The organism is Caballeronia arvi (genome assembly GCF_001544695.2).
GTDB lineage: Bacteria > Pseudomonadota > Gammaproteobacteria > Burkholderiales > Burkholderiaceae > Caballeronia > Caballeronia arvi.
Window position 1 is genome coordinate 188639 of record NZ_FCOM02000005.1, and the last position, 15995, is coordinate 204633.

Annotated in this window: 8 protein-coding genes and 1 pseudogene; 1 reads left to right on the forward strand and 8 read right to left on the reverse strand. The window is 60.8% G+C overall.

Annotated features, from left to right (window positions below):
* Position 1 precedes the first annotated feature (1 nt).
* From AWB74_RS08590 to AWB74_RS08625, 8 genes and pseudogenes are all read right to left on the reverse strand, one after another.
* Positions 2 to 2494, reverse strand: a complete 2493-nt coding sequence (locus AWB74_RS08590) for a PglZ domain-containing protein (RefSeq protein WP_143749164.1) — start codon at positions 2492 to 2494, stop codon at positions 2 to 4.
* Positions 2491 to 6636 (reverse strand): BREX-1 system adenine-specific DNA-methyltransferase PglX, encoded by a 4146-nt coding sequence (gene pglX, locus AWB74_RS08595; RefSeq protein WP_061146342.1) that lies wholly within the window; start codon positions 6634 to 6636, stop codon positions 2491 to 2493. Before pglX ends, AWB74_RS08590 begins: the two co-directional genes overlap by 4 nt.
* Entirely contained in the window at positions 6636 to 10307 is a 3672-nt protein-coding gene (gene brxC / locus AWB74_RS08600; protein WP_061146343.1) for a BREX system P-loop protein BrxC, read from the reverse strand. The genes pglX and brxC overlap by 1 nt, the downstream gene beginning before the upstream one ends.
* Positions 10308 to 10341: 34 nt before the next feature.
* A complete protein-coding gene (locus AWB74_RS08605) occupies positions 10342 to 10914 on the reverse strand; it encodes a hypothetical protein (protein ID WP_061146344.1) in 573 nt (190 codons plus the stop codon).
* On the reverse strand, positions 10911 to 11771 hold the full coding sequence (locus tag AWB74_RS08610) for a BrxA family protein (RefSeq protein ID WP_087038900.1): 861 nt from the start codon (positions 11769 to 11771) through the stop codon (positions 10911 to 10913). Before AWB74_RS08610 ends, AWB74_RS08605 begins: the two co-directional genes overlap by 4 nt.
* The gene (locus AWB74_RS48570; RefSeq protein WP_407642413.1) at positions 11768 to 12079 is read right to left on the reverse strand and encodes a helix-turn-helix domain-containing protein; all 312 of its coding nucleotides are present in this window, start codon (positions 12077 to 12079) and stop codon (positions 11768 to 11770) included. The genes AWB74_RS08610 and AWB74_RS48570 overlap by 4 nt, the downstream gene beginning before the upstream one ends.
* A 703-nt stretch (positions 12080 to 12782) precedes the next feature.
* Positions 12783 to 13918: pseudogene (locus tag AWB74_RS08620) on the reverse strand (IS3 family transposase); the annotation flags it as partial.
* A gap of 172 nt (positions 13919 to 14090) precedes the next feature.
* Positions 14091 to 15236, reverse strand: coding sequence for a site-specific integrase (locus AWB74_RS08625; RefSeq protein ID WP_061146347.1), 1146 nt, complete (start codon positions 15234 to 15236; stop codon positions 14091 to 14093).
* A 232-nt stretch (positions 15237 to 15468) separates the two neighbouring features.
* On the opposite strand from AWB74_RS08625, the gene AWB74_RS08630 reads away from it, so the two are divergent.
* A complete protein-coding gene (locus AWB74_RS08630) occupies positions 15469 to 15984 on the forward strand; it encodes a DUF6538 domain-containing protein (RefSeq protein WP_061146348.1) in 516 nt (171 codons plus the stop codon).
* Positions 15985 to 15995 lie beyond the last annotated feature (11 nt).

Consider the following 15995-nt stretch of genomic DNA (forward strand, 5'->3'; position numbering starts at 1 on the left):
TTCAGTCCCACTCTTCGAGGTCGACCTTAAGCTCGGCGTTGCAGCGATCGAGGAGCTCGTCATTGTCCGCGTCGCGCACCTGGACTTCGAGGTGTGCGCCGCGCGAGCAGGACTCGTTCGGCTCGCGCTCGAGCACAATGGTGAGCGGCTGCCCCTCGGGCTCGACCTTGTGGCTCTGCGACTTGAACAGCCGACGCCCGCTTCCAGATTCCACAACCTTTACGACGATTTGACGGCTCGTTAGAGATGCGTCCATGCCGAACATCGTGGTCTGGCCTGCCCCTAGCCTTACCTCGACCCGCGGTTTCAGGGAGGTGATCTCTGAGATAGGTGTCAGCACGGCGGCCACCTTCTCGGCCTTCTTTGGCCAGCGGAAAACGACTACGGGGGTAATCAGCTCCTGTAGCGTTGCACCACCATGGAAAAAGCCAATGCCGCCATATGTTCGGAATGCGTTCACGCTACGAGGCACGCGGCACTGCAGCTCACTTCCCCGGATATCTGCGGCGATCGCCGTTGAGTGCTTGAGGCCACGACCCGCGACTGCGCGACGGGACCTCCACAAGATCTCGCCGGTCGGCAGGTTCTCGACCTCGTCCTGATCGGGCTCCCAGTGGATGAAGCCATGGTCCGTGACAATAGCGACTGTGGAATACCCAGCGTCCCGCAGCCGACGGACCACGCGAACGTAGCGCTCGACGTGATCGTCCGCGCCGGTGAATTTAAGCTCGCCCTCGTGCCCCAAAACGTCGAACTCGTCGCCGAATACGAAGAGTAACCGACCGCTCTCCTTCGGGCTCGGGGGATCTGCATCCAGCACACTCTTTACGTCTGTCGTCGCGGCCGGCTTCAGCTTGAACCGCTGGCGCAACCATTCACGCCTCGCCTCGGCAACGGTGAGGTCCTGGCGGCCGTCGCTTGCGGTGACACGCCAACGCACTGGCGCATCATTCGTCAGCTCGACGGTGAGCTCACCGGCATCATCGGCAAGAGCGAACGGCATCCCGAGCGCCGTAATCGAAGGAAGTGGGGCTTGTGCCGGCTGAATCTGCGAGCGGCGCACTGGCTCGCCCTTGTCAAGCTGCTCGGCGATGCGGGCGCCCAGGTCGTAACGGCATGCGTCGAGCACGAGCACGGCCATTGGGTCCTTCGTCGGGCGAACACTAGCCAGCACCTCGCCGGCGAACGGCAGGCCAAGGGCGGCCACCCCATGGTGGTGCAGCAGTTCGGAGAACGCTGCGTTGGATTTATCGAGGTGGCGAAGGTACGCGCGGCGTAGGCGGGCACGAACTCCATGGAGGCCGCCGGGCAATTCTGCGTCGTCGCGAAAGAGCTGCTCCCCCTGGCGATCGATCTCCCAGCCGGACGTCGTGAACCAAGCCACCGCGTCATACGGCGCCTTCCATCCCTTTTCGACTTCGCTCTGCTGGCGGATCAGCGCTGCAGCGCGTGCGAGCGAGACGAGGCTTTGCCAGGCCACCTTCTGCTCCGCACGGCTGCCCCAAAACGCGCGGGCATGCTCGGCGTAAGCCGGCTCATGTTCCTCCAGATGCCGCGCTAACGGATCGAACTCTTCAAGCTGCGCGAGCCGATCGACCTCCCTCTGAAAGAGAGCGTCTTCGGCGGCCCGAGAAGCCAACGCGGGAACGTGCCCGGAAAGATTCCTCGCCCAGTGCACGAGCGAGGTGGAAGCATCCGCCCTACGCGAAAGGTCCTCGAACGCGCCCATTAGCTCGATGTTCTTTTGCCACCGGTCAAGGAGCTTGAGTGCGCGATCGCGCGCTACGCGAAGTGGGATGACCTTGTCCCCTTCCCCCGGCGGCTCGGCCGGGATTCGCGTGGCAGCATCCGTCACCAGCAGGTGTGCCATTGCCGCTATGCGCCACTCGTCGTCCTTCCCGAAAACGGGCGCCGGAAGCCCGAAGTCCTCTGTGACCCGCCGCTTGAAGATGCCAAGGCGGTCCTCGCCGATGACATCTGCGATCCGCGCGTTCGTCCGGGCGAGCGAAGCAAGGATGTGATCGTCGTCGACCAGTGTGGCCTTCGCGTTCCCGGGCGTCAGCTCACGCCACGACGACAGCGGCTGATCGACGTGCTCGATGGCGTAGGCTCGAAGCATGTCCCGCAGCCCAGCTTCGTGGTCACGTGCGATCTCGACTCCGAACCGAGCGAGCGCGGAGACAAGCGACTCGGTCCAGACGAACTCTGCTTGTAGCTCGAAGACCTTCAGGTAGCTGATCTCGTCGCTTGCGACGGGGAGCCAGACGACCCGGGGCGTCGGGGACGTCTTCATTAGCAGGTCGCGTAAGACCAGCTCGTGGTCGCCGTCGGACCATAGCTCGAACGTGCCCCCGTCTGCAGCATGCTTGAGGATGTCACGCCACGAGCCGTCCGGGTCGCACCATAGCACTAGCGGCGGCGGAACACCCTTGCGATTGAGGACGGCCCTGACCTCATTGCGCAGCCAAGTACGGAATGTGTTCGATTCGGTCATGACGCACCCTTCTCGGCGGACCACCAACCCGGCTGCGGGAGCTTGCCCTCCCGGCACCAACGCCGCTCAACCGCGCGCCACTCCGCGCGATCGGCGATGGCCTTCTCGACGTCCTTCGGTGCGAGTACGTCGGCGGCAAGCAAGCCGGCCAGCTGCAATGGCGCGACGTTTGCCCGCACACCGTCGTTAAGGTCTGGGTTGTATCTACTCTCCTGCGCTAGCAGAGCGTCACTCGTCCCGGGTGCCGGGACCCGACCATCCCGGGACGTCCACTTGTCGAGCGGTTCCTTCGCGGCGATTTTACTGAGGACCGGTGACGCAAAGCCCTCGACGACTACTTGCTCAAGCCGTGCGTCGAACACTTTCAGCTCCTCGAGCTTCTCTTCCAGCTCGAAGCGCCTTTCATCTTGCTCAACGGTTCGATCGTTGAGCTGTTCCAGCCGGACGAGTTCCGTCTGCAAACTGGTGCGCAGCGGTCCGACATATTGAGTCCTCAGCTTCGGCAGTAAATCCGCACTCAAGCTGTGGTAGTAGACGAAGCACGAAAAAGCGGGCGTACTTCGGCCTGCTGCTCGCCTGCGGCGTCGCCCGTTATTGCCCCCCGAGCTCACAATCTGCAAGGTGATGGGCCGCTTCCGGAACTGGGACCCGTGATGCTTAAAGAAATCTGAACCAAGCCAAGTCGCGAGGGGCGTACCAATAATCTCCTCAAACTCCCGTTCAACCGCCGACACTTGCGTTGCTCCAAAGTCAGCGGCTAGCCGCTCACGCATTCGGGCGATCAACGCCAAGTGGCCCACATCTCCGGTAATCGGAATGATACCGCCCTGGTCGGCCCAATCCGGCAAGGGTTGGTCTGCTTCCAGCTGTACCGGCCAGCGGTGACCGAGAAGCTGCAGGACGAGCCGGCTCGCATAGTCTTTGACAAATCGCACCAACTCGGGCTTGCAAACGACTCCCTCACTCTCGCGCAGCTCGTGCAGGAGCCAGTAGACAGAGATAGGGTGGACCTCCACCTTCTGCGAGAGATTATCGATCAAAGTTTCGGGAGGGATGGGGATCACTCTGCCAACTGCATTCTCATCGTCTTCTTCGTCGTCGCCCGTTTTTAGTGGGGAATCCGGCTCCGGCTTGCTCGTGTCCTCACGGCCACCCGCCTCGTAGAGGACCTGCAGGCGCCTCTTAAGAGTGGCGAGCTCATCAGGCATGATGCGCCTCGACGTAATGCGTTTATGGGCGCCCGCCAGTTCGGCCTCTTCCGCTAGCTCGTCGGGGTCCGCCGGTATCGAATCGAGACCATGAAGTGTCGGATACCAGCCGGGCGGCACCCCAATGCCCGCAAGCAATGCCGACGCGTTCTCTCTTGGGGCGATGCCGTACGCGATAAAAGCGACTTCATCGAGTATTGCTTCGGCACTGTGCTGCCGACAGGCGGTACGCTCTTCGAGCTCTTGTGCCCGTCTCCACGCGTTAGTCAAGTTGCTCTGTGATTCGATGGATCGACGAACTCGCATTGGGTCATAGGCGCGATCTGTCGGATCATGTTGCGCCCGAATGTAGACCATCCTGTGACAATGACGGCCAAGAGCATCCAGCGACACATTGCCTTTGATGCTTGCGGGAACGGGTATCACAGCCACATCGCCGGTCTGATAATGCATGGACGGATTGATCACGGAGGCGACGTATTCGACGGCGCGGCTACCGAGAAATCCGAGCAGTCCCCAGACCGAGCCGGACCATTCCAAAACACCAGGGCCTTCGCATCCGATCAAGGTATCCGAGGGCAGAAGCCGCGCGTTCAACCCGGTACCCGAGCTGCGTGAGAACGTTACACCTTCACGAAAATACAGGTGCCGATTGGGGATAATGGAGTTGTCCGTAAGCTCGACCCGGTTTGGACCGTCGCTGTCCCATCGTACGACGAAGTGACTGTTGCCATACCACTTTCGAGTGTCTCCTCCCTTGCAATACGGTACCCAGCCACGATTGCGCGCAGGCACCTCCCAGTGCGAACGAACGAATAGAGGGACGGCGCCGGTATCGAGGCCTCGACGAACCACGGTCCCATCAACGGAATTTTCGAGCGGCCGCAGATCTTCGAAGAGACGCGTCACGGCAGGCGGAAGCGTGTAGAGCATTCGAGCACCGGGGAGACGCAAGAAGGCGTGTTGTGCACGGCGAATGGCAGTCGGCCTCCAGCGGAGGACGGGCTGCTTTTCGCGCTCTCTCGTAAGATCGAAAAAGATAACGTCGTGCTCCGCTTGAGGTGGGCTATTCCTCACGCAGATCAAAGCCGCCGGAGCGTGATCTCCGAGTTCGTCGAACGCGTGCGGCCCGAGATGTGCGATCACTTCGAGCGTTGTCTTCTCGACAATGAATTTCCTAACCGGCTCAAGTGAAGACAGAAACAGATATCCGTGCATCGTCACAAGAGCCGCGCGACCGTTTTCGGCGAGAAGCTCGCAAGTGCGGCGGAGGAAGGCGGCATAAAGATCGCGAGAACAGCCCCGATAGTGGTCCTTCAAGTAACCGAGGAGCCGCGAGCCCATCTTGTGCGACCCCATGTATGGCGGGTTTGCGACTACGACGTCGTAGCGCCGCGCAAGCAGTTCCACAAGTGAGAGGCCCCTGCTTGCGGCCTCGCCGAAGATCGACGCTGAGAGGTCCATCTCCTGCGCTTCCGCGCTGAAGTGTCGGCACAGACGTTCGATAACTTCGTGCTTCCACGAGGACCACTCCTCGTCGTTGCTAGGTCCGAACAGCGCGCCGGCGCTAGCTTTGCGCTCGCGCGCGAGTTGCTGATCGCGCAAGTGCAGCAGCTCTCTGTCGACTGGCTCCTCAATCTGCAAGAGTGAGCCGAGCTCGTCAGCATGAGCGAGTCCCTGAAAAATTGTTAGGAGGGCTGGTTTGAGCAGGGCGTCCTCCGGGTGTTTCGCGAGGAACGTCTCAAGGTGCTCCTTGTTGGCCGGAAGGCGGATGTTCGTGGCGACGAGGTTTACGCGGCGCGGCACGAAATTGGGCGCTTTTTCCTTCGCCTTCAAGACTAATGCAAGCGCTGCGATCTGAACGGCGCGTTCGTCGATGTCTATCCCGTAGAGATTCCGCTCAAGGATCGCCGCGCAGATCTGCGCTGGTTCGGTGATCGAACCCTCCTCGAGATACATCGAGTAAAACAGTTCGAAGGCCTCGATGAGGAAGTGTCCGCTGCCGCAGGCTGGGTCAATTAATGCGACTTCGGTGACTGCCTTTTTCGCCTCTTCCACGCGTTCGATATCGCGGACGAAGTACTCCCAGCTCTCCGATAGCCGTGAGCTTGGATGCATGCCCATCCAGATCGCGCCGAGCGAGTTCTGGACGAGGAATTTCACCATATAGGGCTCCGTGTAGATGCAGGTCGCCGGAACGATCTCGGCGCCTTCAATCTTGAAGCCCTTCTGCGTCCGGACTTTCTCGAAGACACGCTCCTTCTCCTCGGTGTTCCAGTACTGGTAAGTCCAGCCGAGCGCGTCTGGTGCGGTGAAGACGTTGTCCGTTGCCGCGTCCTGTCCCCTTACAGTGAAAGTCCCAGAGAGGAGCGAAATGCAGTGCTTCATAGTCGCAACTGAAGGGCGGAGTGCCACTTCGCGTGCCCGCGGATCGAATAGCAGCGGGAGTTCCTCCGCGCGCCGCGCGAACTCGTCGAAAAGCACGGCGAAGAGTCCCTCGTCCTCGTCAGTGCAGCGCTCCGGCTGCTTCTTCGCGAGCCGGTTGTGCTGGAGCGAGCGGCCACCGTAGACGTCCTTCTGAAGGATGATCTCATCGATCAGCCCGCGGGCCTCCATACAACGGAGGGCCAGCAGGCGATTGGCCCACGTATAGGCCGCATCACGGACGAATTCGGCGATTGCGGCTTCGCGTCCTCGTCCGGCTTCTGCCCGGTTCTGGACGAAGGCGTCGATCACGCGGCGCGCTTCGCGATCCTCGGGCACAAGATGAGGGAGCTCATCCGCCGGGACCGGGCCGCGATCCCTCCGTACGCCGATAGCGGCAAGGCGCCGCTCCAGATCCCCTGGCTGCCAGGTTCCTTGGGCGTCGTACCGGCCCTCGAGCTCCCGGCGGAGTTCAAGTGCGATCGACTTGAGGGTGGTCTTCACGTCCATCAGTCGAGCTCCACTTCGAACTGCTTGAGTAGCGCGCGCACTCGTTCATCGAGCTTCTTCAGGAGCTCGTCCCACTCCGCGTCAGTTCGAATGCGCCGGACCATGGCCACGTCAGAGAACCGCAGGCGCCGTATCTCGCGACGCGGCGATGGCTGCGGCTGATTGTTCTCGGGCATCGGGGCGCGCTTCTCGACCTCTTGCTGGATGGCAGCGCCCAGATCGTCGATGAGCCGGCGAGCGCGGTCCGGCAGCGCGGCAACGCGTGCCGGGTCGGTCTCTAAGTCGAGTGCCGAGACGAACGCGTCAAGTGGTACGGCCATCTCCTTGGCCAACTCCTCTTCTAGGAGTTGCTGCTTGAGCTCTGCCGGTAGCCGATCGAGTGCATCATGTACGATCTGCCGCGCTTCATCGCGCCAGACGGACAGCAACGATTGGAGTTCGAGGTCCGCGCTTGCTTTTGCGCCCTGAATCTGCTTCCAAACGTCGGTCTCGCTGAAGCGCGCCCCAGTACGCGCCGTGTCGTACTCGCGCAAAAAGGTCTTGGCTGCGCCGCCTCGGAGCAGCAGGTGTTCGATGGCCCGAAGCTGCTCGGCGAAGGTCTTCAGCTGCGTGAAGGCCATCCCCCACTTGTCCCTGAACGCGGAGGCCTGGTCGATTGCGTCCACACCCCGCTTCAGGTCGTCCGCCCGAGCGTGGATCTCCTTGACGCGATGCACGGGGTTTGCGAGAGCTAGCACATCCTCGATGGCGTCCTTCCCCTCATCGAAAGCTGCAGGGCGCGGGAAGTTGGCCGGCTCGGCCCAGTCGATGACTTTCTCTGCGCGCGCGAGCTTCTCGCGCCCGAGCTCCTCCATCACCTCATGAAGAGCTGCCGGCGTCTCGTCGATCTTGCGCTTACCGGTGAGCTTCATGAGCAGGGCGCGCGCTTCCTCTAACGCGTCGGCAGGAACGTCCGAGTCTTCGACTACCAGCTCTACCCTCTCGAACTCGCGGCTGTCGCGGAGCGCCTTCTGAAGAGTGGGATCGGCAGGATTCGTGTGAGGCATCTTACCGATGAGCACTTTGATGGTGCCGGCGCGCGCATATGCTGCGACTCCGACGCGTACGGCGTTGCGGTCCCAGCCATAAGGAGGCGCGCTGAACTCGTCGAGAAGGTCCTTGCCCAGCGTCCGCTCTTTCTTGTTCTGACGGGTCGCCAGGAAAATCCGTATTGCATCCAGCAAGGGCGAGTGGGGATCGAGGGCGCCGGACTTGTCGAAAAGGCGAAGCGCCTTGACATCGGATGCGAGGTTCTTTTCACCGCTGAGCACATCAAGGATCGCCTTCTGCTCCTGCGCAATGCGGACAGGGACCTTCTCGAATTTCGGGTACAGCGTGGGCCAAAAAGTTGCAAGCTCGGCACGTAGAGTCTCACCCGGCGTCTGCCCGGATCGCGGGGTGAGCGCTCGACTTGAGCCCCGGAAAATGACATGCCCTTGCCGGATGCTCGCCTTGATGCCGTCCCGGACCTTGCGCTCGAGCTTGTCGAGGTCGTTGGCTTCACGTTCGGCGGCGAGCCTATGAGCTTCCTCCGATTTGTGCGGGTCACCCTTCCACGCGTTCACGACCTCGCGCATCGCGAGGAACCGGTTCAAGTCCTGGTCAAACCCTGGGATGCGGTCGCAGAGCGCGAAGACCGTCCGCTGTTCGTCAGCGCGAAGGCTTTGGTCCTCAAGGTCGGGCACCTTCAGTCCACCGAGTGCGGCAAGCGGCGAGAACATCCGCAACTCAATACAGCCGTTCTTGAGGGCAAGCGTTCCGTCCATGCTGACCCGTACCTCGAATTCGGCGTCCTTGAACGGGACGGTCTCAAAGCCGAGCAACGCGTGCAGATGGTTCTTCTTCTTCTCCGGGTCATAGATGAAGTGCTTCGCGAGTCCGGCCTCGCGATCCTGCTGCTTGAGCCCGGTCGCGACGGTCGCGACCTCGTCCTCGAAGGTGCGCCGCTCCCCGGTCAGGAACTCGTACTCTTCGCCGATCCGAGCGACCATTTTCGCAGCAATCAGCTTGTCGAGCTCCGGCTGAAGACGTGCTGTTAGACCAGGTAGATCGTCGCTCGTCGACTCGACCAAGAGCCTTGCGAGATTGTCGATCGTTCTCGGCACATAGGTAATCTCGCGGATAAGGTAGAGCACCTCGGCGGTCCGGCGTGTGAGCGGCGTCGCGCTGTGCACGACTTCCTCGATCCGCGAGAGCTCGCGCCGGACGTCAGGACTTACTTCACCTTCGCCGGAGAGGTTCTCATACACTTCATCGAACGGAACCGTCTCGCCCACCTCAAGTCTCAGGTAGGGGCGGCGGCCGGCACGGAGGATGTCCTGCGTGATCGCGAGAAGGGTTCGTGTTGAGCCGGATAGCTGCTCGCCACGCCCGCCCTTGGAACGAAGGCACTTCACGATCTCCGGGATCAAGTGCACTTGGTACGGGAAGAATGGATAGAGACTGACAAAGCGATGGCGCTCGCAATTCGGCAGTCTCTGACTCGTATTCGCAAGCTCGCCCAATCCCCGTATGACACCCGGTGCGGCATCATACGTCTCTTCAACGGCATCCCGGCCGGCAAGATTTTTCTTGAAGATGCGATCCTCGAGGACCAGCTCAATGTTTTCCGTTGTCAGAGACCATTTGAACCGGAAGCGATCTTCGATTTTCTTCATATCTGCTTGCAGGGCCCGGGCGTTCTGGAAAATGGCGCCCATGTCTTCGTGTGTCGTGACGAAGATCCAAATCTTGCCCTGTCCCTTGATGGCCGCTTCTTCGACTAACGCCTGGAGTTGGGCGAGCCGGCCAGCGTCGTCCTCGATCCACTGACCCGACTCGTCGAGCACAAGCAGCATGCGGGCGGGCTTTTTGACTTCCTGCTCGCGTGACGCGAGATCGTCCAGCATCGTCTGGACGAGGAATTGCGCGTTGTAGAGGTCCCCATGCCCTGCATTCTTGAGCGCTTGCGCGACCTCTTCCGGATTCGCGAACACGTCCGGAGCAACCTGGCATGCCGCGTGATATAGGTGCTTCGAGTAGAAGCCCGGGTTTTTCTGAATGTCGGACCATGGGCGATCTGCAAGAGCCGCGATCTGATTGTGGAGGGCATCGAGCTTGCCGCGCCGATCAATCTCTTGCTCGATCACCCGAGCGTAGAGGAGGTTCGAGCTGTAACCGCGCGACTGATAGTACTGCGAGAGCAGAAGCCGCGGCAGCGGCGTGGTCTTGCTGTCGACTAGTGTGTTGAGGTTGAAAGCGAGGACTCGCGTGTCGGACTGGTCGACACGACCGAGGTTGCGCAGGATCGAAGCACGTCGCGGAGCGGCCGGCGGTACCCGCGCCTCGAAGCGCTTCGTCGCTGTGTGTCCTTGCATCGACCGGTTTTCGGCGAGCAGAGCGAGGATCTTGGCGAGATGGGATTTCCCTGAGCCGAAGTAGCCCGAGATCCAAGAGCCGATCTCCGTCGTCTGGAGGCGGAACGTGTCTGTGTAGTGCTCAAGGAATTCGTCGATGTATTTTTCGATCGTCGGCGTGACGACATAGGCGCTGATCTCCGAGGCGAGCTTCGCCTCGTCCTGAACCTCGCCGACCTTGATGACCGGATCAATCTTCTCAGCGATCCGTGTGTCGAAGATCTCTGCAAGCTTCATTGTTCTTCCCCCATCGTGCGGTCCGTGACACTCTTCATATAATGTCCCCGCGGTACATAAACTCCTCGACCTGCCCGACAAATCGGTACACTCGAGCCTCGACAAGGACGCCGGGGATGAGCAGGATGACTGGCCCCTCGAGCGCGACATTATTGCTGTCCCAAAGAGTCTGCATCACGGCACGCGGCCCCGACGCGGGGTAAAGCGCTGCCAGTCGCTCGATGACAGCGATCGGACGGCCCGGTCCCGTCGGTACCGCTGCGTCGCGCACGACGGTGGCAACGGCGTTGGTCCACATCGAGCCGAGCTCGGAGGTCGGATCGGAGCCTGGCATCGGATCGCTCATGGAATCGACCAGAGTGCGGGCACCAAACTGGTCTACCACCCGCGAGGTCACTTCGAGGACGTCGACGGTGCGGACTGAATATTCCGGCTGAAGTGTCGAAGCCAGAGTGCGCCACTCGCGAAGCACCGAGCGCTCAGCATCCGGCGGGTAGACGATAGCGAGGAAAGGCGCACCTGTCTTGCGCCCGATGTGATCGTAGCGCGCGCGCACACGTTCCGCAGCCTCGCGGAGCTTCCACTCCCAGTCGGTGGTGCCGCTCATAGATTTCCTCCTGCTGGGTCCTTTGGAACCTCGATGATCACGGTGCGGCCTGACCGTTCGAATCGAATGTCGCCGCGCTGGGCCAACTGAGCCAGTGCTTGCGATGTGTCTTGGATATCGCAGAGAAACAACCGCCAGTCGCGCGCCTCAAGAAAGGCACGTCCGCGAAGGCCCTCAAGATCCAGTAGCCGACAGAGATGAAGCACGACCTCCGGGGCGACCACGGGACGCTGAAGGGTCTTCCGCTGGACGCCGGTGAGAACCCCGAAATCGCGCAGCGCGGACAACACGTTTCCGGCGAGCTTGATCCGCGTGCTCTCGCGCCACTTGGCGGGCTGACCGTTCCCGCTGTTGGCTAGGTAGTCAGTGACATCAGCTCGCCGCACCTCGCGGCCGCCACTCTTCCACGAAGGCCATAGCCTGTCGGCCACGAAATCAAGCGTCAGGCGATCGCGGCGCGCGTAATGGACATACACGAGGCCAACGAATGACGGAGAGGTGACGTCGTTGCGCGCGGCGGAAGCCAAGTCCGCAAGCACCCAAGATGGCGGGTTCCAGGCAAAGAACCTCCAGTGCAAGGACTCCCAAATGCGGCGACGCGTCTCGCGCGCTGCCTGTCGTAGAAGCTTGCCAGCGAGGCAAGCATCGCGGACTTCCGAGACCGACTTTCCAGACGCGAGGGCGCGAAAAATAATATGCGACTCGGTAATGAGTGAGCCTTTGGAACTGTTGCGAGTGCTATACGGTCCAGGATCTCGCCCGAAGCGATCGTTAGTGTCCGGTCTGCTGGGCAATGTAAGAACTCCTTCCTCGCCTGGCGAATATGCAGCGGCAAATCCCGTGTTCCACAAGGTCACTGGTGCCTCCTCTGTGTCTTTGCCCTCTTCATAGCGCTCGGTGCGCCCTCACTGGATGTCGAGGACGCATCCGGCTTGTCGCTGCCTTGCGGGGTGCGGTTGTGGCTATCAATCCAGGCCTGGATTGCGCTTCGACTGAAACGCCACTGCCCCCCGACCTTGAACGCTGGGATCTCCCCACGCTGCGCTAGGGTATAGACCGTCTTCTCTGCCACGCGCAGGAGCGCCGCAACTTCGGGGATTGTCAAAATTTCGTCGTTCAATGGCGGGCCCGCAAATTGTTCGAAAAGTTGGGTAGCCGTTACCAAAAAACGGTAAATTACAGCAGTAAACTCAGAGCCGTCAACCGGTTTCCCGTGTGGTGTAGGCGTACCCAGCGGAAGGCACGCTAACGACCACTGTAGGTCTGGACTACGTCGTCTGCCCAGTTTGAGCGCGACGAATGGAAACGCGCGACTGAACCTGCACCGGAAGGCTTGGTGGTCCCGCTCGGCCGAGTGTTTTGGCTGGTCGTGCGGCCTGCCGGCCGTTGTACGAACCCTTACTGTCGCTACTCAGTAGGCTCGTCAACAGGTTTCGCCGGCACATACCCTAATGGGCTCCTTGGCGAAGCGCACCCTGCCAGTCTCATGCGGCAAGCGTGTTGTCAAGCTATCGGAGGACGCACGACTGCGCCGAAGCGCTGCAGAATGAGCAGACTATGTTGGACTTCGAGGGACGCTGGAAGGTGGCTACGTCTTTGAGAACAAATGGCAGAGCCTCTGTACATATCAACGTCGCGGCCTTGAGCTGACCGGCACAGCACACGTACGGCCAGCTTGCTACCACATTGAGATTGACCCGCTCGGACGGACGGATTTGCAGTCAGAGATTCGTCGTGGTCTGGCCTCCGTTAAGCGTTGAATCGCGGGTTGTCCACGGACGGGCAGCGGGTCGCTTCTCACGACCACGACGCTGCCCGGCGGTGGACAACCCGCAGAGCGACACGGTTCTTGTCTTCGCGCTGAGGTTTTCGAATTCGAGCGGAGAACAATAGCCGATGCTGCTATGCAGGCGGCGCACGTTGTACCAACCTTCCATGAACGAGAAGATGCGCCGCCGTGCATGTTCATGGGTCGCGAAGTGTTCGCGCGACAGCAACTCAGCTTCGAGTGTGCCGAAGAATGACTCGCACATCGCATTGTCGTACGCGTCGCCTGCTGTACCCATCGACGGCTGCACGCCGGCTTCGCGGCAGCGTCGCCCAAAGGCAATGGATGTGTATTGGGCCCCCTGGTCGGAATGTAAAATCACGCCCTCATGACGTCGCTGCTGGAGGGCCATGTCCAGGGCGCGCAACATGAGCTCGGTATAAAGATGGTTCGACATCGCCCGACCGACGATGCGCCGGCTGAACACATCAAGCACCACGGCCAGATATAAGAACCCTTCGCCGCTCGGGATATAGGTGGCATCTGCCACCCACAGTATGTTCGGGCCCTCCGCGCTGAAGTGTCGGCGTACGAGGTCCGGCGCACGCCGAGCTCCCGCACGTGGCCGCGTCGTGTGTGGCCATCGCCGTCGGCTTGCCCCGCATAGGCCCGCGATGCGCATCAAGCGCGCTACCCGCTTACGTCCAACGTGCACGCCTTCGCGCGCGAGCTGCGCATGGATGCGCGGCGCCCCATATGTACCGCGCGAACTCGCATGCAGCGTACGAATGCGTGCAAGCAACTGGGCATCGCTACGCGACTGCTTTGATGGCTCGCGCACTAGCCACGCATAGTAACCGCTGGTCGAGACTCCCAGCAGCCGTGCCATCGTGGCGATGGGCCAACGAGCCCGGTTCGCTCTCACGAATCCGTATCCTTCGAGGATACGGCTCCTGTCTCGCGGGCGAACCAGGCCGCCGCGTGTGAGAGTATGTCGCGCTCCATTTTTAGCTGCCGATTTTCGCGGCGCAGACGTGTGAGTTCTTGGCGCTCAGCCGTGGTCAAGCCATCGTGACGCACGCCGGCATCAATGTCAGCTTGTGCTACCCAGTTGACTATTGTCTGCACGCTAGGCTCGAACTCCCGCGCTAACTCCTCAGGCGTTCGCCCCGCCTTCACCAAGTCCACTATGCGAGCCCGGAATTCCGCCGGGTACGGTACTCGATGCTTGCCCATTTTGACACCCCCTTATCCAAAGGATAGGTGTCCGTTTCGGCGGGTCAATTTCACATCGTTGCGGTGAAAGCGATTGACATCGTTCGCAAAGATACGATGGCGCTCGCGCCGGTGAACGTAGGGTGACGAACTGCCCACGGGCGCAAGGTCAAGTGATCAATGGACGAACGCCTCACATGAGGCGTTTGGCTAGGTCTTCGGCTCGTGGATGGTAGTAGCGCATCAGCATGCGAGGGTCTTTGTGGCCCGTGATCTTCGTTAGTTCGTGCATTGGGAAGATCGACGCCAGACGCGACGTCGCTTCGTGCCTAAGGTCATGAAAGCGAAGGTCTGTCAGAAACTTGCCATCGGGGCGTCGGCTGGCTTCTGTGCACTCTTCGAGGTAGCTTTTACGCGCACGCGCTACAGCACGCTCAAAAGCCCTCGTTACTGCATCGCTGCGAATATCGAATACTCTCCGTTTTTCGTCGCCTACGCCGTCACTTGTGGGGGCAACTTTGGGGGCATCCTCGGTTTCGGCGCGATTGTCCTTCAGGGTTTGAAGGACCGCGATAGCTCGGGGCGACAACGGCACGTCGCGGGCGTCTCCATTTTTCGTGGCTGGCAGATGCGCGACTCGGCGCTTGAGATCCACGTGTTCCCATCGCAGCGAAACAATTTCTCCCCGGCGCATGGCCGTTTCAACGGCCAGCCAGATGATAGCGGGCAGTAGCGCAGAGTTGCTGGCCGTGACAACCCGCTCGAGCTCGCCATCCTGGGCGCCCCGCTCCGACTCGGGATCGTCGGCGTCTGGAATTCCTGCAGCTGGCTCGCCGAGGGCAATGCGTCGTGTCCGCGCGTTATTTGGCTGCGGTTTCCGAATTAGCTCGACAGGATTTGACAGGCTTTCCATGGCCCATTCCTTGCGGGCAACGTTGAACACATGCGAAAGAACAGCCAAGCGGCGCAGTACCGTGGCAGGTTTGTAGTCCTCCAGCCATTCATCCCGAAGTTTTGCAATGTCGGCGCTCCGGATTGTGGCTAACGGCCGCTTCGCCAAGTCAGCGGCTTGGCAGATCTTTAAGACGGAAGCTTCTTGTGCCGCCCCCTTCTTTGAGAGCGAGATTTCTTCCTCATAGCGTTTCAGCGCTTCATAGAGCGTTGTTGCCTCGGCCTCATTGCGGCTGACCCACACCCCGCGCGACATTTCTGATTCGATCATGCTGGCCCAAGCTTCCGCCTCGGCCTTGGTAGTAAAGGTCTTGCTTTGCGCGGGGTAGCCGCGCCGGCGTACCTGCGCCTCCCATTGGTACTGGCCACGCTTTCGGATGGTCGGCATTCGACGCTCGCTTGAATGGAGTGTGGGGATATTGTGGCAAATAATCGAGAAAGGCGCTACAATCCTTGTGTTTATTGAGGTGATTTTTACATTCGCAATGCGAAGGTCGGGAGTTCGATCCTCCTCCTCACCACGAATTCTTTATCTCATTGATGAGCAAGGCAATCTTGTTCAAATCGTTGCCGGTGATGGCTTGGGTGTCCCAAATGGATGTCCCAAATGAACCCGGCAAATGGCCTTTAAACTTCCCGCACACCTGCACCGCAATCGTTTCGGCACGCTGTATTTCAGGCTGACCGTTCCTGTAGACTTGCGCGCAATCATTGGACAGGCGGAAATCTACCGCAGTCTAGGCACAGCCAGCGTCCGGCATGCCGCCGATAGCGCCCAAACCCTCAGAATCGCGCTACGGCGGCTTTTCGAGGAGTTGAAGAGTATGAGTGGGGAAGGGATGGACGAAGCCGCCAAAGCGGCGCTGCGCGTATTGATCGACAACCGGAGGCGCAATGCTCGCGACATGGAGGCGCGGGAGGAGCTGGAGCACCGGATCTCCCGGATGAAGTCCGAGCAGTTCCGCGTGGAGTCCGAGCACCGTCGCGTGTTGGAGGCGGCGCAAGCTGCACATGCAAGCGCCGTCGCGCAGGCTTTTGAGTCGGTCGCCGGGTCCGCAGAATCGAAGCAGCGAGTGCAGCCTCGCATGACAAACGCTCAAAAATCGCAACTCCAACAGGATCGTCCCTCTACATAGCAAGCTGATCG